20 protein-coding genes are annotated in these 24774 nt (G+C 67.8%); 8 read left to right on the forward strand and 12 right to left on the reverse strand.

The features are described from left to right. Positions 1-22 precede the first annotated feature (22 nt). Positions 23-793, reverse strand: a complete 771-nt coding sequence (locus AC5P8C_RS03860; protein ID WP_019660517.1) for an RNA methyltransferase — start codon at positions 791-793, stop codon at positions 23-25. Between the two features lie 120 nt (positions 794-913). On the opposite strand from AC5P8C_RS03860, the gene AC5P8C_RS03865 reads away from it, so the two are divergent. Next, positions 914-1741 (forward strand): inositol monophosphatase family protein, encoded by an 828-nt coding sequence (locus AC5P8C_RS03865; RefSeq protein WP_005417749.1) that lies wholly within the window; start codon positions 914-916, stop codon positions 1739-1741. Between the two features lie 594 nt (positions 1742-2335). Here AC5P8C_RS03865 and htpX read toward each other — a convergent pair. After that, on the reverse strand, positions 2336-3202 hold the full coding sequence (gene htpX, locus AC5P8C_RS03870; RefSeq protein ID WP_019660518.1) for a protease HtpX: 867 nt from the start codon (positions 3200-3202) through the stop codon (positions 2336-2338). Between the two features lie 93 nt (positions 3203-3295). Here htpX and gluQRS point away from each other — a divergent pair, with 93 nt between their 5' ends. The 3 genes from gluQRS (at position 3296) to phaR (ending at position 5683) form a co-directional block, all read left to right on the forward strand. Continuing rightward, positions 3296-4216, forward strand: coding sequence for a tRNA glutamyl-Q(34) synthetase GluQRS (gene gluQRS / locus AC5P8C_RS03875; RefSeq protein ID WP_495218353.1), 921 nt, complete (start codon positions 3296-3298; stop codon positions 4214-4216). A gap of 16 nt (positions 4217-4232) precedes the next feature. Further along, positions 4233-4973 carry an acetoacetyl-CoA reductase gene (gene phbB / locus AC5P8C_RS03880; RefSeq protein WP_019660520.1) on the forward strand — a complete coding sequence of 247 codons (741 nt, stop codon included), beginning with the start codon at positions 4233-4235 and terminating at the stop codon, positions 4971-4973. A 182-nt stretch (positions 4974-5155) separates the two neighbouring features. Then, positions 5156-5683, forward strand: a complete 528-nt coding sequence (phaR, locus tag AC5P8C_RS03885) for a polyhydroxyalkanoate synthesis repressor PhaR (RefSeq protein ID WP_026347074.1) — start codon at positions 5156-5158, stop codon at positions 5681-5683. Positions 5684-5757: 74 nt separating this feature from the next. On the opposite strand, the gene AC5P8C_RS03890 is transcribed toward phaR, so the two are convergent. From AC5P8C_RS03890 to AC5P8C_RS03915, 6 genes are all read right to left on the reverse strand, one after another. Beyond that, the gene (locus AC5P8C_RS03890; RefSeq protein ID WP_111102814.1) at positions 5758-6711 is read right to left on the reverse strand and encodes a TraB/GumN family protein; all 954 of its coding nucleotides are present in this window, start codon (positions 6709-6711) and stop codon (positions 5758-5760) included. A 1-nt stretch (position 6712) separates the two neighbouring features. Continuing rightward, entirely contained in the window at positions 6713-7645 is a 933-nt protein-coding gene (locus tag AC5P8C_RS03895) for a DUF1684 domain-containing protein (RefSeq protein WP_019660523.1), read from the reverse strand. An 11-nt stretch (positions 7646-7656) separates the two neighbouring features. Next, positions 7657-9561 (reverse strand): DNA mismatch repair endonuclease MutL, encoded by a 1905-nt coding sequence (gene mutL, locus AC5P8C_RS03900; protein WP_019660524.1) that lies wholly within the window; start codon positions 9559-9561, stop codon positions 7657-7659. Positions 9562-9721: 160 nt separating this feature from the next. Continuing rightward, positions 9722-11290 (reverse strand): N-acetylmuramoyl-L-alanine amidase, encoded by a 1569-nt coding sequence (locus AC5P8C_RS03905; protein ID WP_019660525.1) that lies wholly within the window; start codon positions 11288-11290, stop codon positions 9722-9724. Between the two features lie 82 nt (positions 11291-11372). Further along, positions 11373-11855 (reverse strand): tRNA (adenosine(37)-N6)-threonylcarbamoyltransferase complex ATPase subunit type 1 TsaE, encoded by a 483-nt coding sequence (gene tsaE / locus AC5P8C_RS03910; RefSeq protein ID WP_495218354.1) that lies wholly within the window; start codon positions 11853-11855, stop codon positions 11373-11375. Continuing rightward, the gene (locus AC5P8C_RS03915) at positions 11852-13336 is read right to left on the reverse strand and encodes an NAD(P)H-hydrate dehydratase (RefSeq protein ID WP_495218355.1); all 1485 of its coding nucleotides are present in this window, start codon (positions 13334-13336) and stop codon (positions 11852-11854) included. Before AC5P8C_RS03915 ends, tsaE begins: the two co-directional genes overlap by 4 nt. Before the next feature lie 23 nt (positions 13337-13359). Here AC5P8C_RS03915 and queG point away from each other — a divergent pair, with 23 nt between their 5' ends. After that, a complete protein-coding gene (gene queG / locus AC5P8C_RS03920; protein WP_019660528.1) occupies positions 13360-14430 on the forward strand; it encodes a tRNA epoxyqueuosine(34) reductase QueG in 1071 nt (356 codons plus the stop codon). A 44-nt stretch (positions 14431-14474) separates the two neighbouring features. Continuing rightward, complete coding sequence (xseA, locus tag AC5P8C_RS03925; protein ID WP_019660529.1) at positions 14475-15806, forward strand: exodeoxyribonuclease VII large subunit; 1332 nt, start codon at positions 14475-14477, stop codon at positions 15804-15806. Positions 15807-16337: 531 nt separating this feature from the next. Here the strand turns inward: xseA and AC5P8C_RS03930 are convergent. Beyond that, a complete protein-coding gene (locus AC5P8C_RS03930; protein WP_019660530.1) occupies positions 16338-17234 on the reverse strand; it encodes a M48 family metallopeptidase in 897 nt (298 codons plus the stop codon). A gap of 88 nt (positions 17235-17322) precedes the next feature. Then, a complete protein-coding gene (locus tag AC5P8C_RS03935) occupies positions 17323-19209 on the reverse strand; it encodes a formylglycine-generating enzyme family protein (RefSeq protein WP_021202163.1) in 1887 nt (628 codons plus the stop codon). An 84-nt stretch (positions 19210-19293) separates the two neighbouring features. Here AC5P8C_RS03935 and rnd point away from each other — a divergent pair, with 84 nt between their 5' ends. Then, entirely contained in the window at positions 19294-20373 is a 1080-nt protein-coding gene (gene rnd / locus AC5P8C_RS03940) for a ribonuclease D (protein ID WP_019660532.1), read from the forward strand. A 132-nt stretch (positions 20374-20505) separates the two neighbouring features. On the opposite strand, the gene AC5P8C_RS03945 is transcribed toward rnd, so the two are convergent. Next, on the reverse strand, positions 20506-22836 hold the full coding sequence (locus AC5P8C_RS03945; RefSeq protein ID WP_428702216.1) for a TonB-dependent receptor domain-containing protein: 2331 nt from the start codon (positions 22834-22836) through the stop codon (positions 20506-20508). Positions 22837-23016: 180 nt separating this feature from the next. Continuing rightward, complete coding sequence (locus AC5P8C_RS03950; RefSeq protein WP_010486565.1) at positions 23017-23598, reverse strand: TetR/AcrR family transcriptional regulator; 582 nt, start codon at positions 23596-23598, stop codon at positions 23017-23019. A gap of 101 nt (positions 23599-23699) precedes the next feature. Between AC5P8C_RS03950 and AC5P8C_RS03955 the strand changes: the two genes are divergently transcribed. Next, positions 23700-24755 (forward strand): sugar phosphate isomerase/epimerase family protein, encoded by a 1056-nt coding sequence (locus AC5P8C_RS03955; RefSeq protein ID WP_495218356.1) that lies wholly within the window; start codon positions 23700-23702, stop codon positions 24753-24755. Positions 24756-24774 lie beyond the last annotated feature (19 nt).

Raw genomic sequence — 24774 nt, forward strand, 5'->3', positions numbered from 1 at the left:
ACCCGAAAAAATGAGAACGTCGTCAGCTGTCCTTGTTGCCTGCTTGTGCCAGTCGCGCCATGCGCTGGGTGTCGGCGAGGATGCCGCGCAACAGGCGCACTTCCTGCTCGCTTGGCTCGCTACGCAGGAACAGGCGGCGCAGCTTGCGCATCGCCGATTCCGGCGCGCGGCCCTTGTGGAAATCGATCTCGTCCAGCGTGTCGCCGAGCTGGGCGAAGAAGCTCTCCATCTGCTCATGGCTGGCGGCCTGTTCGCGGAAGCCGGGCTCGGGATTGGGGGCCGGCTGCGCGCCCAGCAGCTGCATGCGCGTTTCATAGGCCAGCACCTGTACGGCGGCCGCCAGGTTGAGCGAGCTGAACTCAGGATCGGACGGGATGTGCACCGCCGCATGGCAGAGCTGCAGTTCCTCGTTGGTCAGGCCGGTGCGCTCACGACCGAACACCAGCGCCACCTCGGCGCCCTCGCCCGCCTTGGCCACCGCGCGGGCGGCGGCATCGGCCGGCAGGTACTCCTCCAGCTGCACGCGGCGGGCACGCGCGGTGCAGCCCAGCACCAGGCGGCAATCGGCCACGGCCTCGGCCAGGGTGGCGACCACCGGGGCGTCCCCCAGCACATCTTCGGCCCCGGCCGAGCGGCGGAAGGCCTCCTCGTCCAGAGGCTTTTCGGGAGCGACCAGCACCAGGCGGGCCAGGCCCATGGTCTTCAGGGCACGGGCGGCGGCCCCCATGTTGCCGGGATGCTGGGTACCGACCAGGACGAATCGGAGGCGGGTGGCGGCGGGAAACTGGGACATGAACAGGGAAAAGGTCGAGCTGGACGATGACCAATGGTAAACTGTGCGGCCGGCCACTGCGCCGGACCCGCTCTTTTCCCCCGCCAGTCCATCTCTTCTGCCTTTCCGGGAGCCAACGCCATGCAGAAACCCGCCGTCACCGTCATGGTCAAGGCCGCCCGCCTCGCCGGCAACGTCCTGTTGCGCAACATCAACAAGCTCGAGGCACTGAACGTCGTGCAGAAGGGCCGGATGGACTACGCCAGCGAAGTGGATGCGGACGCGGAAAAGGTCATCGTCAAGGAACTCAAGCGCGCTTACCCGGACTACGGCATCTTCGGTGAAGAAGGTGGCGTGCAGGGCGAGCGTCGCCAGATGTGGGTCATCGACCCGCTGGACGGCACCAGCAACTACCTGCGTGGCGTGCCGCACTACTGCGTGTCGATCGCGCTGGTCGAGAACGGCGAGCCGACCGATGCGGTCATCTTCGATCCGCTGCGCAATGAACTGTTCACCGCCAGCCGTGGCGCGGGTGCCGTGCTGAACGACCGCCGCATCCGCGTGGCCGACCGCAAGGACCTGGAAGGCACCATGATCCACACCGGCTTCGCGCCGCGCGAGCGCAGCCGCGCCAGCGCCCAGCTGAAGGCGGTGGACGCCCTGCTGGTACACGGCGAGGACATCCGCCGCACCGGCTCGGCGGCACTGGACCTGGCCTACGTGGCCTGCGGCCGCGCCGACGCCTACTTCGAAGCCGGCGTGAAGGCGTGGGACATCGCCGCCGGCCTGCTGCTGGTCCGCGAGGCGGGCGGCAAGGTCTGTGACTTCAAGGGCGCGACCCTGGGCCGCATGGACAACCGTGGCCCGGAGACCCACCAGATCGTGGCCGGCAACCTGAAGGTGGCCGAGTCGCTGCAGAAGGTGCTGGTGAACACCGGCTACGCCGCCGAGTTCGACGCAAAGTTCTGAGGTCCCGCGTAAGGCGGTTCATGGAGACGGCACCTGCGAAGGTGCCGTTTTCGTTTGTGCGCACGGAGAGTCGTTTCCGCGACCGCGGAGGGGTGTCACTTTCTTTGCTCGTGCAAAGAAAGTAACCAAAGAAACACGCCGCCGGGGCGCGAGCCGACGTGCTGCGCACGCCGGTACCCTGCGCTCGCTCAAGGCGGACCCAACGTCAAATGCCACAGCTGCACCCAGTAGATCCGCGCCACGTGTGGATGCTGTCGATCTTGATCTTGATCTTGATCTTGATCTTCCAGTCCGCCTTGAGCGAGCCGAGCATCGCAGGGGAATCAGGGGCGAAGAGGCGCCGGTGTCTGAGCGCAGCGAGTTCGGCGCCGTCCCCTGATTCGCCGAGAAGCGCAGGGTACCGGCGCGTAGCGACGGCTCGCGGCTGGCGGAGCGTTTCTTTGGTTACTTTCTTTGCGCGCAAAGAAAGTGACACCCCTCCGCGGTCGCGGAAATGATCCTAGGCATCGCCTGGCGCCACCAATGCGTGCGCGCGCAAAACAAAAACGCCCGGCGCGAGGCCAGGCGTTCCTGCACTGCTTTACGAGCGAAAGCTCACGCCACCGTCGACGCCCGCAGCGCGGCGATGCGCTCTTCCAGCGGCGGGTGGCTCATGAACAGCTTCTTGGCCGTCGAACCGGCAATACCGAACGCGGCGATCTGGGTCGGCAGCGTGCTCTGGCCGTGGTTGAGCTGCAGGCGCTCCAGCGCGGCGATCATCTTCTGGCGGCCCGCCAGCGAGGCACCGCCTGCATCGGCGCGGAACTCGCGGTGGCGCGAGAACCACATGGCGATCATCGTCGCGAACAGGCCAAACACCATCTCCAGCACGAACACGATGATGTAGTACGCGAAGCCACGGCCGCCGCCTTCGCGGTTGCCCGACAGCGCGCTGTCGATGATGCCGCCGACCACGCGGGCCAGCACGATCACGAAGGTGTTCAACACGCCCTGCAGCAGCGCCATGGTGATCATGTCACCGTTGGCGACGTGGGCGATCTCGTGGCCCAGCACCGCTTCGGCCTCGTCTTCGCTCATGTTGTGCAGCAGGCCGGTGGACACCGCCACCAGCGCGTTGTTGCGGTTGGCACCGGTGGCGAAGGCGTTGATCTCCGGGCCGTCATAGACCGCGACTTCCGGCATGCCGATGCCGGCGGCCTTGGCCTGGCGCTCGACCGTGGCCAGCAGCCAGCGCTCGGTCTGGTTGCGCGGCTCGGTGATCACCACCGCACCGGTGGAGCGCTTGGCCATCCACTTGGACAGCAGCAGCGAGATGAAGGAGCCACCGAAACCGAAGATGCCGGCCATCACCAGCAGGCCGCTCATCGAACGCGCGTCCACGCCCAGGATCGACATGACGATGCCGGCCAGGATCAGGACCGCGAGGTTGGTCGCCAGGAACAGGGCAATACGGGTGAACATGGGAAAATCCGGCTCGGAAGGGGTCGATATCCGTCAATTTGCGGTGCGCTCAGCTTGAATTCAAGCGCCAACCTGACCGACGATTCAGCCTGCATGACCGCCATTGTTCCCTGCGGCCGCTTCGCGCCCTCGCCGACCGGCCTGCTCCATCCCGGATCCCTGCTCGCCGCCTTCGGCAGTTGGCTGCTGGCCCGCCACCATGGCGGCCTGTGGCGGCTGCGCATCGAAGACGTCGATCCGCCGCGCACCGTGCCCGGTGCCGCCACATCACAGCTGCAGGCGCTGGCCGCGTTCGGCCTCGCCCACGACGGCCCGATCCTCTGGCAGAGCACCCGCGGCGAGGCCTACCAGGCCGCACTGGACGTGCTGCTGGCCAGCGATCTGGCCTTCATCTGCCACTGCAGCCGCAGCGAGTTGGCCGCCAACGGCGGCATCCATCACCGCTGCGTTGCGCGGCAACCGCGACCGGACCCTGCCGTCCGCTTCCGCGTGCCACCGGGCAGCGTCGTGCGCTTCAATGATGGCCTGCGCGGGCCGCAGCACCAGGACGTGCATGCCGAAGTCGGCGACTTCGTGCTGCGCCGTGCCGACGGCTGCTGGGCCTACCAGTTGGCCGTGGTGGTCGATGACGCCGAGCAGGGCGTGACCGAAGTGGTGCGCGGCGCCGACCTGCTCGACTCCACCGCGCGGCAGATCCTGCTGCAGCAGGCGTTGGGGCTGGCGGTGCCGCGCTACTGGCACCTGCCGCTGCTGCTCGATGCCCCAGGCCACAAGCTGTCCAAGTCGCTGGCGGCGCTGCCGGTGGACAGTTCGCGCCCGCTGCCAGTGCTGCGCCGGCTCTGGGAGTTGCTTGGCCAATCACCTCAAGCGCTGGAACCTGCCTGCGATCTGGATCCGCTGCTGGCGGCCGCCCGGCAGGCCTTCGACCCGGCACGGCTGCCACGTGGCGACATCCTGTTGCCGGCCGGCGCACTTTCCGCGCCGATGTTGCAGAATCCCCCTTCCCCCACCTGATTCCGGACAGCATTCCATGACATCTCGCGTCGCACTGGTCACCGGCGGAACCGGCGGCATCGGTACCGCCATCTGCCAACGCCTGGCCGACCAGGGCCACCGGGTCGCCACCAACTACCGCGACGAGGCCAAGGCCCGCGTCTGGCAGCAGGCGATGACCGAGCGCGGCTACCACGTGGCGATCTTCCCGGGCGATGTCTCCGATCCAGACAGCGCCGAAGCGCTGGTGCGCGCCGTCGAGGCCGAGCTGGGCCCGGTCGAGATCCTGGTCAACAACGCCGGCATCACCCGTGACACCACCTTCCACCGCATGCGCGCGGACCAGTGGCACGATGTGATCAACACCAATCTCAACTCGGTGTTCAACGTCACCCGGCCGGTCATCGAAGGCATGCGCCGCCGCGGCTGGGGCCGGGTCATCCAGATCAGCTCGATCAACGGCCTGAAGGGCCAGTACGGCCAGGCCAACTATGCTGCGGCCAAGGCCGGCATGCACGGCTTCACCATCTCGCTGGCCCGCGAGAACGCCGGCTTCGGCATCACGGTCAACACCATTTCGCCCGGCTACGTCGCCACCGACATGGTGATGGCAGTTCCGGAGGACGTGCGCGCCAAGATCATCGCCGACATTCCCACCGGGCGCCTCGGCAAGCCGGAAGAAATCGCCTATGGCGTGTCCTTCCTGGTGGCCGAGGAAGCCTCGTGGATCACCGGCAGCAACCTGGACATCAACGGCGGCCACCACATGGGCTGGTGAGCCGCGCAGGGGGCGCCGCGGCATGCACCGGCGGCCCCTGCCGATGGTCATGCTGCGCAGCACGCAAACCCTTGTTGCGCAACATGATCGCCCCTGAAAGCCAAGCCTGGCGGGGGCTGGGGCGGTTGCAACCGCTGCTGCACTGCGCCATGCTGCGCGTCTACTGTGACGAGTACCGCTTCATGGCTGCGACCCGCATCATCAAGAAGTATCCGAACCGCCGTCTCTACGACACCGAGATCTCCAGCTACATCACCATCGAGGACGTGCGGCAGCTGATCCTGGACGGTGAAGACTTCGAAGTCCGCGACGCCAAGAGCGGCGACGACCTCACGCGATCGGTCCTGCTGCAGATCATCGCCGACCAGGAACAGGACGGCGAACCGATGCTGTCCACGCAGCTGCTGAGCCAGCTGATCCGCTTCTACGGCGATTCCCTGCAGGGCTTCATGGGCAACTACCTGGAGCGCAGCATGCAGGTCTTCCTCGACCAGCAGCAACAGTTCCGCCAGCAGATGGGCAACCTGCTGGGCCAGACCCCGTGGGCGATGATGAACCAGCTGACCGAGCGCAACCTGGAGCTGTGGCAGGAATTCCAGCGCAGCATGGGCAGCGGCTTCGGTGGCCCGCGCCCGGGCGGCACCGGCACGGGCACCGGCAACAAGCCGAACGAACCGGGCACCGGCACCGGCAGCAAGACCCGCCGCTGAGCCGCTTCACAGGCTGATACGAAAACGGCGCGCCCCTGGCGCGCCGTTCTGTTTGGCATCGCGCCAACGATGCGTCAGCGTTTCGCCTTGCACCCCGTGCACACGCGCTCGACCTTGTACCCCTTCGCCTTCAGCTTCTCGACCACGCCATCACTGCCCAGCAGGTGCAGCGTGCCGACCACCACCAGCGTACCGCCCTGCCCGGCCTGCAGGTACGGCTGCAGCTTCGGCACCCAGGCATCGTTGCGCCCGGTGTTGATGCGCTGGTACAGCTGCGGGTACTGCTGGCGCATCTCTGCCGCCATCTTGGTCCACAGCAGGCGATCATCACCGCGGCGCCACGCATCATGCAGCAGCCGCGCCTGCTCATCGGCCTTGCCGGCCTGGTCCAGTGCTTCGGCCAGCATCTGCCGCTGTTCCTGCAGCGTCATTCCGTCAAGCATGCCGATCTGGGTATCAATGTCCTCCAGTCCCGCCGTCTTGCGGCCGGTCTTCTGCGCGCGCTCCATGAAGTGGCGGTCCAGGCCCAGCGCCGGGTCCAGGCCGAGCTTCTGCATCTGCCCGATCGAAATGCTCAGGCCGACGAACCAGGGCTTCATGCCCTGCATCTGCGCCAGCGGCAACTGGTTCTGGGCAGCAAAGGCCTGCAGCTTCTGCCAGGTGGCCGCATCCAGATCACGCTTCAGCTCGCTGCCATCGGTGCGGATCGCCGCCTGCACCATGCGGCTGGCCAGCTGGGGCGACTGCATGTCTTCCGGCGACAGTTCGAACACTACCCGCTGTGAGGCCTCGAACGCCTGTTCGACATCGGGCGACAGCGGGTAGTCCTGCGGCTTCAGCAGGTGGAAGGAACCGAGCAGGTAGAGGCGTGAGTCGCCTGGGCCAGTCACTTTCCACAGCAACGGCACCGGCGGCCTGGCCGCCGCTGCGCCAGCGGTGTCGGCTTGCAGGGTACGTGCTGCAACCAGCGGTGCCAGCGCACAGGCCGCCAACAGAACGGCGGCACGCAACAGTGATCTGATCGGCATCTCAGCCTTCTCCTTCAGGCAGGTGGTAGGCCTTCTCGCCCGCTTCCACGCGCAGGTCCAGCCGGTTTTCAGGCGGCGCCAACGGGCAGGTTGCATAGGCGGTGAACGCACACGGTGGGTTGTAGGCATGGTTGAAATCGATGCGCACCGTACCATCGGCGCCTGGCGCATCGGTGTCCAGGTAACGCCCAGCCGGATAGCTGCCGCGACCGCTGGTGCGGTCGGCGAAGATCAGGAACAGCGGCTGCCCGGGTGCACCTATCGCCTCCAGCCGCCAGTTGCGGCCATCACGCTGGAACTCGACCGCGCCCGCGTTCGGCATCTCGGTGGTCAAGCCAGTGATATCGACGATCGGCAGGGTCTTGCCTGGCGGGTGCGCGATGAAGCGCGCCTGCACCTGCCAGTCAGGACCGCCCGGCCAGTACTCCAGGCCGGCGAACCCACGGCGTGCAGGCGCATCGGCGTGCTTGACCCGCAGCGCATCGCGCGGACCGCGACGGATGATGCTGAGCTGGCCTTTGCCACCATCGAAGGCCAGCAGCGTCGGCTGCGGATCCTTGTCGGTGTCGATGCGGATGCGGCCGCGCACCGGTTTGCCCCCATGGCTGACATCCGTACCGGCTTCGGGAGTGAACCACCATTGGCTGCCTTCGCGGCGCAGCAGGCCCAGCTTGTCCGGCCCCACCGCCAGGCGGATGCCATTGGTCGCGCCACTGCCGACAAAGTGCGATCTGTTCTGCAGCCAGTGCAGGCCGACCAGCGCTGTCCAACCGTCCGGGCGGGTCAGGTCCTGATAGCGTGCCACCCGCCACTGCTGCTGCCCGGCGGCATAGGACGGATCCTCCGCGGCCGAAGCCGGTGCCGGCGGCGGCGCGGGGCTGCAGGCGGCCAACACCATGGCGACCAGCAGGCCGCCCATTCCCCGATAACGCATCGATGCTCCCCTCAACGTCCGCGCAGGAACCAGCGGTCGATCTCCGCCAGCGAAAAACGGGCCCAGGTCGGCCGGCCGTGGTTGCATTGGCCGGACCTCTCGGTGATCTCCATGTCGCGCAGCAGCGCGTTCATTTCCGGCACGGTCAGGCGACGGTTGGCACGCACCGCGCCGTGGCAGGCCATGGTCGACAGCAGCTCGTCGCGCGCGCTGGCCACGCGGCGGCTCTGGCCGTGCTCGCGCAGGTCGGTCAGCACGTCGCGCAGCAGGCCTTCCGGTTCGGCATGCGCCAGCAGTGCCGGTATGCTGCGCACGTGCAGTGAACCGGGGCCGGCACGGGTCACTTCGAAGCCGAGTGCGGCCAGCGTGTCGGCTTCGCTTTCGGCGGTATCGGCCTCGCGCTCGCCCACCGCCAGCGTGATCGGCACCAGCAACGGCTGCGACTGCAGGCCGATGCCATCGTGCGCGTTCTTCAGCCGCTCGTAGCCGATGCGTTCGTGGGCCGCATGCATGTCGACCACGATCAGGCCTTCGGCGTTCTCGGCCAGGATGTAGATGCCATGCAGCTGCGCGATCGCATAGCCCAGCGGCGGCACGCCTGCGTCGGCACTGGTTACCGGCAGTCCGTTCTCGGTCGGCATCGGCGGCAGCGCAGCACCGCGCTCGGCGCCGGCCGGCGTGGCATACAGCGCGGCATAGGCAGCCGGTGCATCGGCCACCTGCAGGCCCAGGGGCTGCTGCGGGCGCCAGCCGGAAAAGCCACCGCCGCCTGCGCCCGAGCCGGCACCGGGCGCAGGCCCACGCACCAGCCCGAAACCCGATGCGCCCGCGCTCGATGCCATCGATGCAGCAGCGGCGTCCACCGGATGCACCGGACCCGCACCGATCTCCTGCGCCGACATGCCCGCGCGGGTATCAGCCAACGCGTCCTTCAGCGTGCGATAGACGAAGTCATGCACCAGCCGCGAATCACGAAAGCGCACCTCGTGCTTGGCCGGGTGCACGTTGACATCAACACGGGTCGGGTCCAGTTCGAGGAACAGCACATAGGCCGGCTGCCGACCGTGGTACAGCACATCGCCGTACGCCATCTTCACCGCGTGGGCGACGCTGCGATCGCGCACCGAACGGCCGTTGACGTACAGGTACTGCTGGTCGGCGCTGGCACGCGAGTAATGCGGCTGCGCGATCCAGCCATGCAGGCGCAGGCCGGCGCCACTGTGATCCACGCGCACGGCCTGGTTGGCGAAATCCTCGCCCAGCGTTTCTGCCAATCGCGTATCGGAATACAGATCGCCCGGCTTGTAACGGCGCGAGGCCTTGCCGTTGTGGGACACGCGCAGTTCGACGTCCGGCCGCGCCAGGGCCAGCGAGCGCAGCCATTCTTCGATATGGCCCAGCTCGGTGCGCTCGGCGCGCAGGAACTTGCGCCGCGCCGGTACGTTGTAGAACAGCTCGCGCACTTCCACCGTGGTACCCGGCGCATGCGCGCGCGGCGTCACCTCACCGATCTTTCCACCTTCGATCTGCAGCGCGGAACCATGCTCGTCATGTGCGCGACGCGAGGCCAGGGTGAAGCGACTGACCGAGGCGATCGACGGCAGCGCTTCGCCACGGAAACCGAGCGTGGCCACCGATTCAAGATCGTCCAGATCGGCGATCTTGCTGGTCGCGTGGCGCGATACCGCCAGCGGCAGCTGCTCCGGCGCGATGCCACTGCCGTTGTCGCGGATGCGGATCAGGCGTACACCGCCCTCTTCAAGATCGATATCTACGCGGCTGGCACCGGCGTCGATCGCGTTCTCGACCAGCTCCTTGACCACCGAAGCGGGACGCTCGACCACTTCGCCAGCGGCGATCTGGTTGATCAGGATCTCCGGCAAGGGCCGGATCGGGCGCGGACCGGGCGCGCTCATGGGAGAGGATGGGCAGCAGACTTCATGGGTCGATGATAGCGGAGCGCCCGTGGGTAGAGTCGACTGTCAGTCGACTGCTCTCCGCCCGGGCGCCGAAAAGCCCCGCGCTGCGCACGTAGTCAACCAACAGTCGACTCTACCGCGCTCTACAGGAAGCGGATTACTTGCTGCCGCCGGCCATGGTGGCTGCGGCGTCGATCTCGGCCTGGGCACGGGCCGCGTACAGCGTGCCGGGCGGTGGCTGGCGGCTGAAGAAGGTGTGCACGCCATCGAGCACGGCACCGGCGATCTTGCGCTGGTAGGCCGGGTCGGTCAGGCGACGCTCTTCATCCGGGTTGGAGATGAACGCGGTTTCCACCAGCATCGCCGGCATGTCCGACGTACGCAGCACCGCGAAGTTGGCGCGCTCGATGTTCGGCTTGTGGTTGTTGCCGATCCGCTTAAGGCCGCCCAGCACGTGGCCGGCGGCGTCTTCGGACGCCTTCATGTAGCCGCTCTGCGCCAGGTCCAGCAGCACATTGGCAAGCGTGCCCTCGGTCTGCTGCAGGCGAACGCCACCGACCAGATCGGCCGCGTTTTCCTTGTCTGCCAGCCAACGGGCGCGCTGCGAAGAGGCGCCCTTGGTCGACAGCACGTACACCGACGAACCGGTGGCCGAACGGTTCTCGGCCGCGTCGGCATGGATCGAAATGAAGATGTCGGCCTTGTTCGCACGCGCCTTCTGCGCGCGCATGGGCAGCGGAATGAACACGTCGCTGTCGCGCGTAAGATAGGCCTTCAGGCCCGGAGTCGCATTGACCTGACGGGCCAGTTCCCGCGCCACCGCCAGGGTGACATCCTTCTCACGCTTGCCGGTCGGGCCGATCGCGCCCGGATCCTGGCCTCCGTGACCGGGATCGATGGCCACCACCAGATGGCGCATGCCGGCCTGCATGCGGATGCGGGAGGCATCACTGGGCATGGCCGGGCGCGGCGGTTCCACCGGCGTCGGTGCCGGCGCAGGCACCGTGGCCGGCGGCGTGGTCACCACCGCTGCGGTGCGCTGCCCAGCGAGGATCGCGGCCGGCGAGGAAGAAGGCGAACTGCTGGCCACGGTACCCGCCGCCGCGACCTGGGCCGGCGCGGTGGATGGCGCCGGGGTAGGCGTGGCCGGCGCGGCGGCGGTGGCACTGGCCTGCTGCCGCACCTGGGCAGTCAGCAGCGCCGTGGCACGCGCGGCATCGGTACGCGCCTGCGCGCTCTCCGCCGGCGTCGGCGTCGGTGCGGGCGTGTTGGCCGGCGCCTGCGGCGGCACCGCCGGCGTCGCTGCCGGACGGCTGGCGGCCACGGCCGGGCCATCGCCCGGCCATTCGATCACCAGCTTGGATTCATTGCCCTCGCGCTGCATCTGTGGGCGGAACGGCGCCACCGATTCAGCAAGGTCGAAAACGACACGGAAGGTACCCGGCACCGGCTGTCCGGTGCGCACTGCGGTGACCACGCCCTGCGCCGCCGGCATTTTCAGGTTGCGTACGGCGCTGGAGTCCGGGAAATCGACCACCAGGCGGTTCGGTCCGGCCAGCGACAGCGTCTTGTAACCGCCACTGCCCACCAGCGAGATCTCGGCACGGGTGCCGGTGGCACCGGTATTCAGCAGGACCTGGCGAATTTCACCGGCCCACGCGCTGACGCTCGCCAGACCCAGTCCGACGGCGGCACAGATGGCGATGAGACGGTTCCCCGGGCGCATGGCTCAGGATTCAATCACCGCGCTGAACGGAATGCAACACCTTTTTCCTTAATAATCCGTAACCTGCCGGTGTTTGTTCTCGTCAGCCGACAGATATGGCCTGCAAGTCGCCTCCTTGGGGAAGCCGTTTCAGCCATTCATGCCCTGCGTCGCTGGCGCCAGTGAGACGAACGCGACGCCCTTGTCCCTCGATCTCCAGCGCCACCACCAGGTCGGTTGGCGGCAGCGCACCGGCACCGCGTTCCGGCCATTCAACCAGCCACAGTACCGCGCTGCCCTCGTCCAGCCCGAGGAAATCGAGTTCGCCGGCCTGCCCGATCCGGTACAGATCCAGATGCCAGGCCTCGCCACCGCCGGCCAGCGGATAGCGCTCGACCAGGGTGTAGGTCGGGCTGCGGATGGCGCCCTGGACACCCAGCGCGCGCAGCAGTGCGCGGGCCGTGGTGGATTTGCCGGCCCCCAGGTCGCCGCGCAGTTCGACCAGCGCCTGCGGCGGCCGCGTGGCCGCCAGCCATTGCCCGAGCAGTTCAGTGGCATGGCTGTCGGCAAGGAAGAAATCGATCATCGGGAAAGTTCCGGGTTGGCCAGTCGCCGCAACGGCGACAGCAGATCAGTAGGAAGCAGGCCGCGCGCGCCATCGGCGGCTGCGGCGTCGCCCGCGAGCCCATGCAGCAGCGCACCGGCCGCGGCGGCGTCGAAGGCGGCCAGGCCCTGCGCGCGCAGGCTGGCGATGATGCCGGTGAGCAGATCGCCCATGCCTCCCACGGCCATGCCGGGATTGCCTGCAGCGATCAGGCGTGGCGCCTGCCCGGGCGCCGTCACGATGCTGCCTGCGCCCTTCAACACCACCACGGCGTGGAAGCGTTCGGCCAACGCCTGCGCACAACGGTAGCGATCGGCCTGGATGTCAGCGGTACTGCAGCCGAGCAGGCGCGCGGCCTCGCCCGGATGTGGCGTAAGGATGGCGTCCGGCAGCGCGCGCGGATCCTGCGCCAGCAGGTTCAGTGCATCGGCATCGACCACCAGCGGTCTGGCGCTGGCCAGCGCCCGCGCAAACAGCGCGCGCGCCCATTCGTCCTGGCCCAGGCCCGGCCCGATCGCCACCACCCTGGCCTTGTCCAGCAGCGCCGGCAGCACATCGCCGTCTTCCAGCGCATGGGTCATCGCCTCCGGCAGGCGCGCCAGCAACGGGCCGACGTGATCGCGGCGGGTGCCCAGGCTCAGCAATCCGGCGCCGGCACGCAGCGCGGCCTCGGCCGCCATGGCGATGGCACCGCCGCTGCCATGGTTGCCGCCGACGCACAGCACGTGCCCGGATTCGCCCTTGTGGCTGTTGGCGCGGCGCGGCAGCAGCAGTGCCGGCAAGCGCGCCTGGGTCCAGTGCTCCACGGCGGGTGACACGCCCTGCCATGCGGCCGCGGGCAGCTGCAGCGGCGCCAGCGCCTTCCGCCCGCAATGATCCAGCGCATCGCCGGTATACAGCCCGCGATGCGGCACGATGAACTGCAGGGTCAAAGCGGCCTTCACCGCCACGCCCGGTACTGCACCGCGATCAGCGTCGACGCCACTGGGGACGTCCAGCGCCAGAACCGGTGCCGCCTGCGCGTTGAGGGCGACGATCAGCGCCTGCGCCACACCTTCCGGCACGCGATCGAAGCCCAGACCGAACAGGGCATCGACCCAGATATCGGCCTCGGGCAGCACGCCGTCGAAATCGGTGAGGGTGCCGCCACCGGACTTGAATTCCGATGCGGCACGCTGCGCCAGCGACGTCGCCGGTGGCTTGCCCGGCAAGGCGATCACCGTCACCGTACGCCCGGCCTGTCGTGCATGGCGGGCCAGCACCAGGCCATCGCCGCCGTTGTTTCCTGCGCCAACCACCACGCCGATCCGCTGCGCTTGTGGCCAATGCTGCAGCAGGCACTGCCAGGCGGCGTGGCCGGCCTGCGCCATCAGGCTCCAGCCGCCCTCGGCAGCCAGTGCCGAGGCCTGCGCATCAAGCGCACGCGCGGCAGCGGAATCGAACAGAGCGGCAAGGTTGGCCATGCGGGGATTTTATACTGGTGCATATGTCTCCCGCCCCCGCCCCTGTCGATCCGGCCCAGGCCGTACAGCGCATCCGCGAACTGGCGCGTGCGCATGGCTTCCAGCGCTGCGGCATCGCCGGCATCGAGCTGGGCGAGGACGAGGCGCACCTGGCCGACTGGCTGGGCCAAGGCCTGTACGGCACGATGGACTGGATGGCGCGCCACGGCACCCTGCGCGCGCGCCCGGCCGAGCTGCTGCCCGGCACGGTGCGGGTGATCTCGGTAGGCATGGACTACAGCCACAAGGACGACACCGAAGCCTGGGCAACCCTGGCCGACCCGGGCCGCGCCTACGTGGCCCGTTACGCCTTGGGCCGCGACTACCACAAGCTGATGCGCAACCGCCTGCAGAAGCTGGCCACGCAGATCAACGATGAAGTGGCACCGCTGGGCTACCGGGTATTCGTCGATTCGGCGCCGGTGCTGGAGCGCGCACTGGCGCGCAACGCGGGGCTGGGCTGGATCGGCAAGCACACCTGCCTGATCGACCGCAACGGCGGTTCCTGGTTCTTCATCGGCGAGATCTACATCGATATCCCGCTGCCGATCGATGCGCCGGCTACGGCACACTGCGGCACCTGCACGCGCTGCATCGATGTCTGCCCTACCCGCGCGATCACCGGCCCGCAGCGGCTGGACGCGCGGCGCTGTATTTCCTACCTGACCATCGAGCACGACGGTGCCATCCCCGAAGACATGCGGCCGTTGATCGGCAACCGCATCTACGGCTGTGACGACTGCCAGCTGGTCTGCCCCTGGAACAAGTTCGCCAAGCGTACCGACGAAGCCGATTTCCGCGCGCGCAACAACCTCGATACCGCGCGCCTGGACCAGCTGTTCGCCTGGGACGAAGCCGAGTTCCTGCGCCGCACCGAAGGCAGCCCGATCCGGCGCAGCGGCCATGAGCGCTGGCTGCGCAACATCGCCGTGGCGCTGGGCAATGCGCCGTCCTCGGCCGAAGCGCTGGCTGCCCTGCAGACCCGCATCGACGATCCCTCGCCGCTGGTGCGTGAACACGTGCAGTGGGCACTGGGCCAGCACACGGTGCGCTGACGTGCGATCCTGAGCCCCCGTTCCGCCCGCAGCACGCCGTTCCCATGCAGCCACGCAACAACGACATCCTCACCCCCAGCCAGCTCAACACCCTGGCCCGCGACCTGCTGGAAGGCAGCTTCCCGGCGATCTGGGTCGAGGCCGAACTGGGCAGCGTGGCGCGTCCCGCCTCCGGGCATCTGTATTTCACCCTGAAGGACGCACGTGCGCAGCTGCGCGCGGCGATGTTCCGAATGAAGGCGCAGTATCTGAAGTTCGTGCCGCGCGAAGGCATGCGCGTGCTGGTGCGCGGCAAGGTGACCCTGTACGACGCCCGTGGCGAGTACCAGATGGTGCTGGACCACATGGAGGAAGCCGGCGAAGGCGCACTGCGCCGCGCCTTCGAGGAGCTGAAGGCACGGCTGGAGGCCGAAGGCCTGTTCGACCCGGCACGCAAGCGGCCGCTGCCGGCGCACGTGCAGCGCCTTGCGGTGATCACCTCCACCACCGGCGCCGCTGTGCGCGACGTGCTGAGCGTGCTCGGCCGCCGCTTCCCGCTGCTGGAAGTGGACCTGCTGCCGACCCTGGTGCAGGGCAGCAGCGCCGCTGCACAGATCACCCGCCTGCTGCAGGCCGCCGATGCCAGTGGCCGCTACGACGTGATCCTGCTGACCCGTGGCGGCGGTTCACTGGAAGACCTGTGGGCCTTCAACGATGAAGCACTGGCCCGTGCGATCGCCGCCAGCCGCACCCCGGTAGTGTCGGCGGTGGGCCATGAAACCGACTTCAGCCTGAGCGACTTCGCCGCCGACCTGCGTGCACCGACGCCATCGGTGGCAGCCGAGCTGCTGGTACCGGACCAGCGCGAACTGGCCCTGCGCCTGCGGCGCACCGCGGCACGCATGGCGCAGCTGCAGCGGCACACGATGCAGCAGGCGATGCAACGTGCTGACCGTGCCCTGCTGCGCCTGAACGCGCAGAGCCCGCAGGCGCGACTGGACCTGTTGCGCCGCCGCCAGCTCGATCTGGGCCGGCGCCTGCATGCCGCGTTCAACCAGCAGCAGGAGCGCCGTGCTGCGCGCCTTCGCCATGCAGCGGCGGTCCTGCGCGGGCACCACCCACAGCGCCAGCTCGACACGATGCAACGCCGCCTGGCCGCCCTGCGCGGACGACCGCAGGCAGCGATGCAGCGTCTGCTGGAACGCGATGCGCTGCGCCTGCGCGGGCTGGCGCGTTCGCTGGAAGCGGTCAGCCCGCTGGCGACTGTAGCGCGCGGCTACAGCATCCTGACCCGCAGTGACGATGGCACGCTGGTGCGCCAGGTCGATCAGGTACAGCCCGGCGACGCATTGCAGGCGCGCGTGGGCGACGGCGTGATCGACGTGCAGGTCAAGTAAAGGGGTTCGGGAGGGCTGCGCCCTGCACCTGCAGAGGCAAATGCAACAGCCGAAGCAACAGCGAAAGCGGCTCTGGACTGCTGATAGCTTGGCGGGGTGGTGTGGCTGTGCAGGACACGCCGTAAACCCATCCCTGGGGGCTCGATGGCGCCATCCATGGCGCCAACGGTCCTGCACAGCCACACCGCCCCACCCTCGACAGTGTCCCGATGACGGTCGGTAGATCCACGCCATGCGTGGATGAATCTCTTTCAGATATCGAATCAATTCGGGGTCAGATCCGTTTTCCTGCGGAAAACGGATCTGACCCCAAGCGCCATTCCGGCAGATCGCGGACATCTGTCGAAGGCGGGGTGGGTCCGGTTGCGGGGGCGTGAGCCGCATGGATGCGGCGACCGAGCTTACATGGACGTACTTGCAGCGGCCCCCGCAACCGGACCCACCCCGCCATCCCACGGAATGCACGCTGTTGCTGTTGCTGTTGCTGTTGCTTCGGCAGGTGCAGGGCTGCAAGCCCTGCCGAACAACCCCCTACTTTGCCTGCTCGCAGAACTTCTGCCGGTACTCGAGTGCCTTCGGCATCAACGCCTGCAGGTTCTGGATACGGGTACCCGGGTTCGGGTGAGTCGACGCGAACTCCGGCGGTGACTGGCCACCACTGGCCTGGCCCATGCGCTGCCACAGCGGCACCGCCTCGCGCGGGTCGAAGCACGCCGCTGCGGCCAGCATCAGTCCCACTTCATCGGCCTGCGTCTCGTGGCTGCGCGCATAGGGCAGCAGATACCCGTAGCCCATCGCCGACATCATCATCTGTTGCTGCTGCGCATCCATGCCGCTGGCGGCGCCGGCCATCTGCCCGATCTGGGTCAGCTTCTGCTGCGCCATCCGCTGCGCACCGTGGCGCAGCAGCGCATGGGCAATCTCGTGGCCCATCACCACCGCCATCGCGTCGCGCGTGCGCGCCACCGGCACCAGGCCGGTATAGACCGCCATCTTGCCACCAGGCAGGCAGAATGCGTTGGCCTGTTCAGATGGGATCACGTTGACTTCCCACTGGAAATCACGCGCGAAATGCGCCGGCTGAACGCCGTGCTCCTGCGCCAGTGCAGTCTCCACCACATCAACCTTGGCAATCAGGCGCTGGGCGATGTCGCGCACATCGCGCGCGATCGGCGCGTTGGAGTCCATCGGCGGCTCCTCCGAGAGGATCTGCTGGTAGGCCTGCAGGCCCAAGGCGGTCTCCTGGCGGGCGTCCAGGCTGCTGTCAATCATCACCTTCTCGCCAGTGTAGGGGTCCACCGTGCGATTGGAAAACCAGTAGAAGAGCGCATAGCCGGCGGCCAGCAACAGCACCCACCAGCGGATGTTGCCAAACAGGCCGCGACGCTGCGGGCCTTGGGGCGAGCGGGAAAAGGGATCATTGCGCATCAGGTGTCGTCCAGCAGGCCCCGCCGGCCGGCGGGCACGGCGCAATCTTAGTGCGCGGGCGCCAGCAGCGGGTGAAGCCCGGTGCCGCTCAGATGCCCCGCACCAGGCGGAAACCGATGCGCGCGCTGGTGGTGTCCGAATCCTGCGACTGCCGCCACGCCGCACGGGTCTGCTCCGGCGCGTTGGCCCAGTTGCCCCCGCGGATCACCCGTGCGCGGCAGCCCGGGTTGAACCAGGCCGCGCCATCGGAGGGCGCGCGCCGGTAGCTGGCATGCCAGCAATCGGCCACCCACTCGCTGAGATTGCCCGCCATGTCGTGCAGGCCGAAGGCATTGGCCTGGAAACTGGCCACCGGCGCGGGCCCCCACCAGCCATCGCCATAGCCGATGAAGGCGTTGTGCCAGTGCCGTCCCGATGGCGAGACATCCTTGCTGCCAGTGAAGTTGCCAGCACCGGGCGGCGGCGTGCCGGCGGCGCCCCACGGATAGCGGCCACTGCTGCCGGCGCGCAGCGCGTATTCGAACTCGGCCTCGCTGGGCAACCGGTAGCTGCGCCCGGTCTGCTCGGACAACCACGCCGCATAGTTTTCGGCATCGCGGATACTGACATGCATCACCGGCGAATTGGCCATCGCGAGGCCACCGTCGTAGTCCGAACGCCAGTCCACGCCGCTGCGGCGGATGAAGTTGCCGCTGCGTTCGTCATAGACCACCGAATGGCCGCGACGGGTCGCACGCGGGCGCGCATTGGTCGCCTTCACGTAGCGCTGGAAATCGCTGACCGTCACCTCGGTGATCGCCATCGCGAAGCCTCGATCAAAGCGTACATAATGCGATGGCCGCTCGGCATCGCTGGCGCCCGGCTCGGCATCACCGGCCCCCATCTGGAAGCCGCCGTGCGGGACCACCACCATCTGCGGCCCGCGCCCGCCATCGCGCATGGCATCGCTGAATACCTGCCCCGGGCGGAAGCTGCCGTAGTGCGTGGCCAGGTCAATGCGCTCACGCAGCTGGGCCACCACCGGGTCTCCCGGCAGGGCGATGCGCAGGGCCTCGGCCAGTTTCTCGCGTGCCGGCTTCAGGCCCTGCGGCGTGGACAGGTCGCGCAGGCCGTCATCGCGCAGCTGCAGCAACACCGCCGCACGGATCTGCTCGATGCGCTCGAACGCGTCGGCAATGGTCGGCGATGAGTCGCGCACCTTGCTGGCTTCGGCCAACCAAGTGCCCGCGCTGGCGAAATCGCGCGCGCGTGCAGCATCTTCGGCGCGGCGGATCAGCCCGCTTTCGGCTGCGGCCAGTCCCTGCCGCGCACGGCTGTTGTTCCCATCCAGTGCCAGCGCCTCGCGGAAGTTGCCAATAGCCCCGTCCCCGTCTTCGCCGATCCGGCCCGAGCGCAGGTCCTCTTCACCAGCGCGGTTGTAAGCCACCACCCGCTGGGCAAGCTCCACCCGTCCCTGCAGCGCGCGCACCTTCCCGTCCTTCGGCGCCAGCGTCAGCAGAACCAGCGCCTGGCGGCTGGCCTCGGCCAGCGCCTCGCGCTGCCTGAGCGGCCGCACCAGCAGCGCATCCGCCTGCTGCTGCAGCCGCTGGCGGGCACGCTGCAGGCCTTGGCGGGCCTGGCGGTCATCCGGATCCTCTTCCTGTACCGCCAGCCACAGTGGAATGGCGGCATCGGCATCCTCGTACAGCCGGCCCTCGTTGAAGGCCTGCCCGGCCGCGCGGCGCAACTGCGCCAGGCTTCGCCCCTGTCGGTCCACCCGCGGCGGCGTCCATTGCTGCACATCCTCGGCGGCATCCTCGCCGGCGATGGTCACGCTGCCCTGCCCGGCCTGTGGACGCTCGTCGCTGTCCGTGTTCGCAGACAGGCGCGTCCCTTCCCCGGCACTCGGGTCCACTGCCGTGGGGGGCGACGGCGTGCAGCCGGCCAGGGCCACGGCCACGGCGGTGCACAGCACGGACGACAGCGGAAAACGCAAGCAGGATCTCCTTCGGCAGGGACGCGCACCGACGTTAGGCTATTCTCCCCTGCCTGAGCAAACCCGAGTAGTAGGCCCTGACCCGTGGCAACCTGGATCACCACCCCCGCCGAGCTGGATGCGTACTTCCAGCAGCGTCCGGCCCGCATCGGCCTGGACACCGAATTCATCCGTGAACGCACCTTCTGGCCGCAGTTGGCTTTGGTGCAGATGGCGGTCGGGCAGGACATCCTGCTGATCGATCCGCTGATTCCCGGCATGACCGAGGCGCTGGCGCCCTGGCTGGCCGATGAATCGATCACCAAGGTGATGCACAGCGCCAGCGAAGACCTGGTCGCCTTCAAGTGGACCTGCGGCGTGTTGCCGCGACCGCTGTTCGACACACAGATCGGCGCCTCGCTGGCCGGCATTGGTGGCGGCATGGGCTACCAGAAGCTGGTCGCGGAAATCACCGGCGTGGCGCTGGCCAAGGGCGAAACCCGCTCGGACTGGATGCGCCGTCCACTCTCGGAGTCGCAACTGCAATACGCCGCCGACGACGTCGAGCACCTGTTCGCACTGCATGACGCCATTGATGCCAAGTTGCAGGCACTGGGCCGCCAGCAGTGGCTGCACGACGACGGCGAGCGCCTGCTGGCCAGCGTCGCCAATGACGAGGACCGCTGGCCGCATCTGGCGATGCGCTCAGCGCAGTTTCTCGATGCTCCCGCGCAGCGCCGCCTGCTGCGCCTGCTGCGCTGGCGTGATGTGCAGGCACGCAGCAGCGACCGCCCGCGCAGCTGGATCCTGGACAACGAACTGGCCGCCACGCTGGCACGCACGCCACCGGCCGATGCCGCCGCGCTGGCCACGCTGTTTGAACAGTTCCCGAAGGCACCGCGCAAGCTCGCCGGCGCGGTGTGGCAGGCGCTGGACACGCCGCTGGCCGATGAGGCCGAGGCACCGCTGGCGTTGCCCGCCAACGACACCAACAAGCAGGCACTGAAGAGGCTGCAGGACGCCGTTGCCGAGCGCAGCCGCGAGCTGGGCCTGCCGGATGGCGTGCTGGCCTCGCGCAAGCATCTGGAAAGCTACCTGGAGCGCCGCCAATGGCCGGCCGCTCTGGCCGGCTGGCGCCAGCAGGAACTGGAGTCGCGGCTGCAGGCGCTGCTGCCGGCACGCTGAAGCAGCGGGCACGGCGCCGGATTGCGGTCCGGCTACCGTCGAAGGCCACGAAAAAGAGCGACGCGGATCACCGGGCCGCCCTTTGCATTCCAGCAGTGCGATGGCGGGAAGACCCGCCACCGTGGCAACGCCTTACCAGTTCATGTTCAGCGAGACACCGACGGTGCGCGGTTCGTTGTAGACCGCGGCCATGTAGTTCTCGATCACACCCTTGAGGTTCTTCTCGTTGGTGATGTTGCGCGCGAACAACGCCACTTCGTAGGCACCGTAATTGCCCGAGTAGCCGATCTTCAGGCCACCTTCGAAGTCACCCTTGGAGTTGAACTCCTTGCTGTCGTACAGCACGAAGCTGGTGTAACCCTGCTTGTTCCAGTCGGTGGACACGAACATGGTGCCAGCGTCGCTGACCGGGAAGTCGTAGCGGGCAGCCAGGTTCACGTTGTACTTCGGTGCGTTCGGCAGCGGGTTGCCGTCGATCTGCGCGAAGGTGTTGGCGCCGACCTTGATGGTCGGGTCATTCACCGTGCACACCACCTGGCCGTTGAGGCCGCAGACCTGTGCGTAGACGCGCTTGTCCTTGATTTCGCTGTGCAGCAGGCTCAGGCCGGCGCTCAGGGTCAGGTTCGGGATCGGGCGCAGCTCCATGTCCGCTTCGAAGCCGTAGGCCCTGGCCTTGTCGGCGTTGAATAGCACGCCGTTGCCGTCCGAATCGTTGCCGTTGAGCTGGATGTCGTTGACGGTGTAGGTGAACGCGGTGGCGTTCAGGCGCAGGCGGTTGTCCCACAGGCTGCTCTTCACGCCCGCTTCCCAGGACAGGATCGTCTCGGAATCGGCGGTGGTGAAGTCGGCATTGAACACGGCCGAGCGGCCCTGGATGGTCGGGCCGCGGAAGCCGCGGGCGACCTTGGCATAGACGCTGACGTCCGGCGTGACCTGATACATCGCGCTCAGATCCCAGCTCGGGGTGGTGTCGGACATCTTGACGTCGGTGCGGCCCTTGTAGGTGACCACGCCAGCGGCAGTGTCAGCCGTCTTCAGCAGGCGGGTGTGCTTCTCGTCCCGGGTCTGGCGCAGGCCGGCGGTGACGGTGAACTTTTCGGTGAAGGCATAGCTCAGCTGGCCGAAACCGGCCCACGAGGTGTTCTTGTTGCGCAGGCGCACCCAGTTGTTCGGGTTACGTGCCGGGCCCTGCAGGAACCACGCGCGCTGGTAGAAGTCGGTGGTGTCGCTGCCGTTGAAGTAGAACGCACCGGCCTGCCACTGCAGCGCGCGGTCGTCATGGCTGGCCAGGCGGAATTCCTGGGTCCACTGGTCCAGGTCGCGGATGCGGCCCATCGACTGGCCGTAGCCGTTCGGCACGCCGTTGACCGGGAAGTTCGCCGCGGCGCCACCGTCGGTGTCACCACGGCTGTAACCGGAAGTGGTCTCGTAGGCGGTGATCGAGGTGAAGTCGATCGCACCGAAGTCGTAGCGTGCCTTCACCGAGCCGCCGTAGGTCTTGTAGGCCTGCGGGTTGTTGTCGGCCTCGTCGTAGGCGACCTTGTCGCGCGGCACGTCGGTCTTGTTCGAGCCCTTGGTCAGCGCACCGCGCAGGAACAGGGTCGAGGTGCCTTCATAGTCGCGGGCGTGGGCCGAGGCCAGGATCGAGAACTGGTCGCTCGGGGTCAGCAGCAGCTGGGCGCGCACGTTGCGGTCGTCGAAGCCGCCCATGGCGTTCTTCTTCGGGCTGACCGTGCCATCGGCGCTCGGGCCCTTGTAGGTGTTGTCGACGTAGTCATCGCGGTGCTGGTACAGCGCCGACACGCGGAACGAGGCGATGTCGTTGATCGGGCCGCCGAAGCCGCCGTCGATCGACACGCTGTTGTAGGTGGCGTAGCTGGCGCTGACGCGGCCGGTGTAGTCCTGGGTCGGCTTCAGGGTGTCGAACTTGACGATGCCGGCGGTGGTGTTGCGGCCGAACAGCGAGCCCTGCGGGCCGCGCAGCACTTCCACCTGGTCTACGTCATAGACCGGGTTGGACTTCAGCACCACGTGCTCCAGCACCACGTCGTCCTGGATGATCGACACCGGCTGCGAGGCTCCCAGGTAGAAGTCGATGTTGCCCAGGCCGCGGATGTAGAAGCGCGGAAAGATCCGGCCGGTGGTGGTTTCCGCATACAGGCTCGGCACGCGGCCGGACAGTGCCAGCAGGGTGTCGTCGCCGCCGGCGGTGAAGTCGCGCATGCGCTCGCCCTGCACCACACCCACCGAGACCGGCACTTCCTGCAGGTTCTGCTCACGGTGTTCGGCGGTCACGGTGATCGTGTCCAGGCCGGTTGGGGTCGGCGCGCTGTCCTGCGCGGCGGCACCGAAGCTGCCCGCCAGGGCCAGGCCAGCACAGGCCAGGGCCAGCGGGTGACGGCGGAAGGAAACAAAGGAAGACGACAGACCCGACAGGCGGCGGGAATCGGAATGGGAGGGCATGGAATGCTCTGAGGAGGCGTCCGTGCGGCCTGCGCGAGCCGGGCGGCAAAAGGGAGGAGAACTGCGCAAGCGGCCATTATCCCCCAAATTGTTACGATTTCGTTGCGCAGCACCCAAACCCGGCGAAACAAGCGCTTTCGGCACAGTTACAGGGCATTCCGCACGCCCTGAAGGCTTGACTCAGGGCAGCGGGGTCAACGCGACATCGACCATCGCCAGCAGGCGCTCGCGGCTGATGCCGTCACGCGCCTGCACCGAGATGCCATGCAGCACCGTGGCGAAGTGGTCGCCCAGCGCCTGCACCGCCGCGTCGTCGGCCAGCTCCCCCTCGGCCTGCGCCTGCTGCAGCCGCGCGATGATCGCCGCCGTGCGCTGGCGACGATGACTGGCCAGCCAGTCCCGCACGCCTTCGCCATCGGGCGACACGCTGCTGGCCGAGGACACCACCAGGCAACCATGCGGGCGCCCGCGACGGGTGTAGGTCATCACCGCCTCGCGCAGCATCGAACCGATCGCCTCACGCAATGTTGCCTGCTCCAGCGCGCGCGGCGCGAAACCGCCCTCGCCTTCTTCGTACAGCGCCACGGCTTCGCGGAACAACTGCTCCTTGCTGCCGAACGCGGCGTAGATGCGTGCAGAGGCAATGCCCAGTGCTTCGACCAGTGCCGACATCGACGTGCCTTCATAGCCGTGCTGCCAGAACAGCAGCATCGCCTTGCGCAACGCCTGGTCCCTGTCGAATTCGCGCGGTCGCCCTGCCATCTGCCTGCCTGCTCCAGTGAGGCGCGCAGTGTAACGCGGGTGTTGACCATCGCGAGAGTCGCGCCTATTCTTTGTCGATCGACAAATAATTGGAGCAACACATGCAGACCCTCAAGGGCCCCAGCCTGCACCTGGCGCAGTTCGCCGGCGACCAGGCCCCGTTCAACTCACTTGCCAGCATTGCCGCGTGGGCCGCCGGCCACGGTTTCAAGGCGCTGCAGATTCCCGCGTGGGATGCACGCCTGTTCGACCTGGCCACCGCCGCCGACAGCCAGGACTACTGCGACGACATCCGTGGCACCCTGGCCGAGCACGGCCTGCAGGTCAGTGAGCTGACCACCCACATCCTCGGCCAGCTGGTGGCCGTGCATCCGGCCTACGATGAACTCTGCGATGGCTTCGCGCCGGAAGCACTGCGCGGCAATCCGCAGGCCCGCACGGAATGGGCACAGCAGCAGCTGCACCTGGCCGCTCGCGCCTCGCGCCGTCTTGGGTTGCAGGACATGGGCACCTTCTCCGGCTCGTTCGCCTGGCCCTACCTGTTCCCGTTCCCGCAGCGCCCGCCGGGCCTGGTCGATGCCGCGTTCGATGAACTGGCGCGACGCTGGCGACCGATCCTCGACACCTGCGAGGACAACGGCATCAACCTCTGCTACGAGATCCATCCCAGCGAAGACCTGCACGACGGCACCAGCTTCGAGCGCTTCTTCGAGCGCGTCGGCCAGCACGAGCGCTGCCGCATCCTGTTTGATCCCAGCCACTTCGTGCTGCAGCAGCTGGACTATCTGGAGTATCTGGACATCTACCACCCACTGATCCGCATGTTCCACGTCAAGGATGCGGAGTTCCGCCCCAGCGGCCGCCAGGGCATCTATGGCGGTTATGCCGACTGGACCGAGCGCGCAGGTCGCTTCCGCTCGCTGTGCGATGGGCAGGTCGACTTCAAGTCGATCTTCTCCAAGCTGGCGCAGTACGGCTACCAGGGCTGGGCAACGCTGGAATGGGAGTGCTGCCTGAAGGACCAGGAAGCTGGCGCGCGCGAAGGCGCCGCGTTCATCCGCGACCACATCATTCCGGTCACCGACAAGATCTTCGACGACTTCGCCGGTGCACCGATCAGCACCGCACAGATGCAGCAGATGCTCGGCATTGCCTGAGCCCCAACGGAGCATTCCC

It is taken from the genome of Stenotrophomonas sp. YJH_SMC_46 (assembly GCF_059370315.1).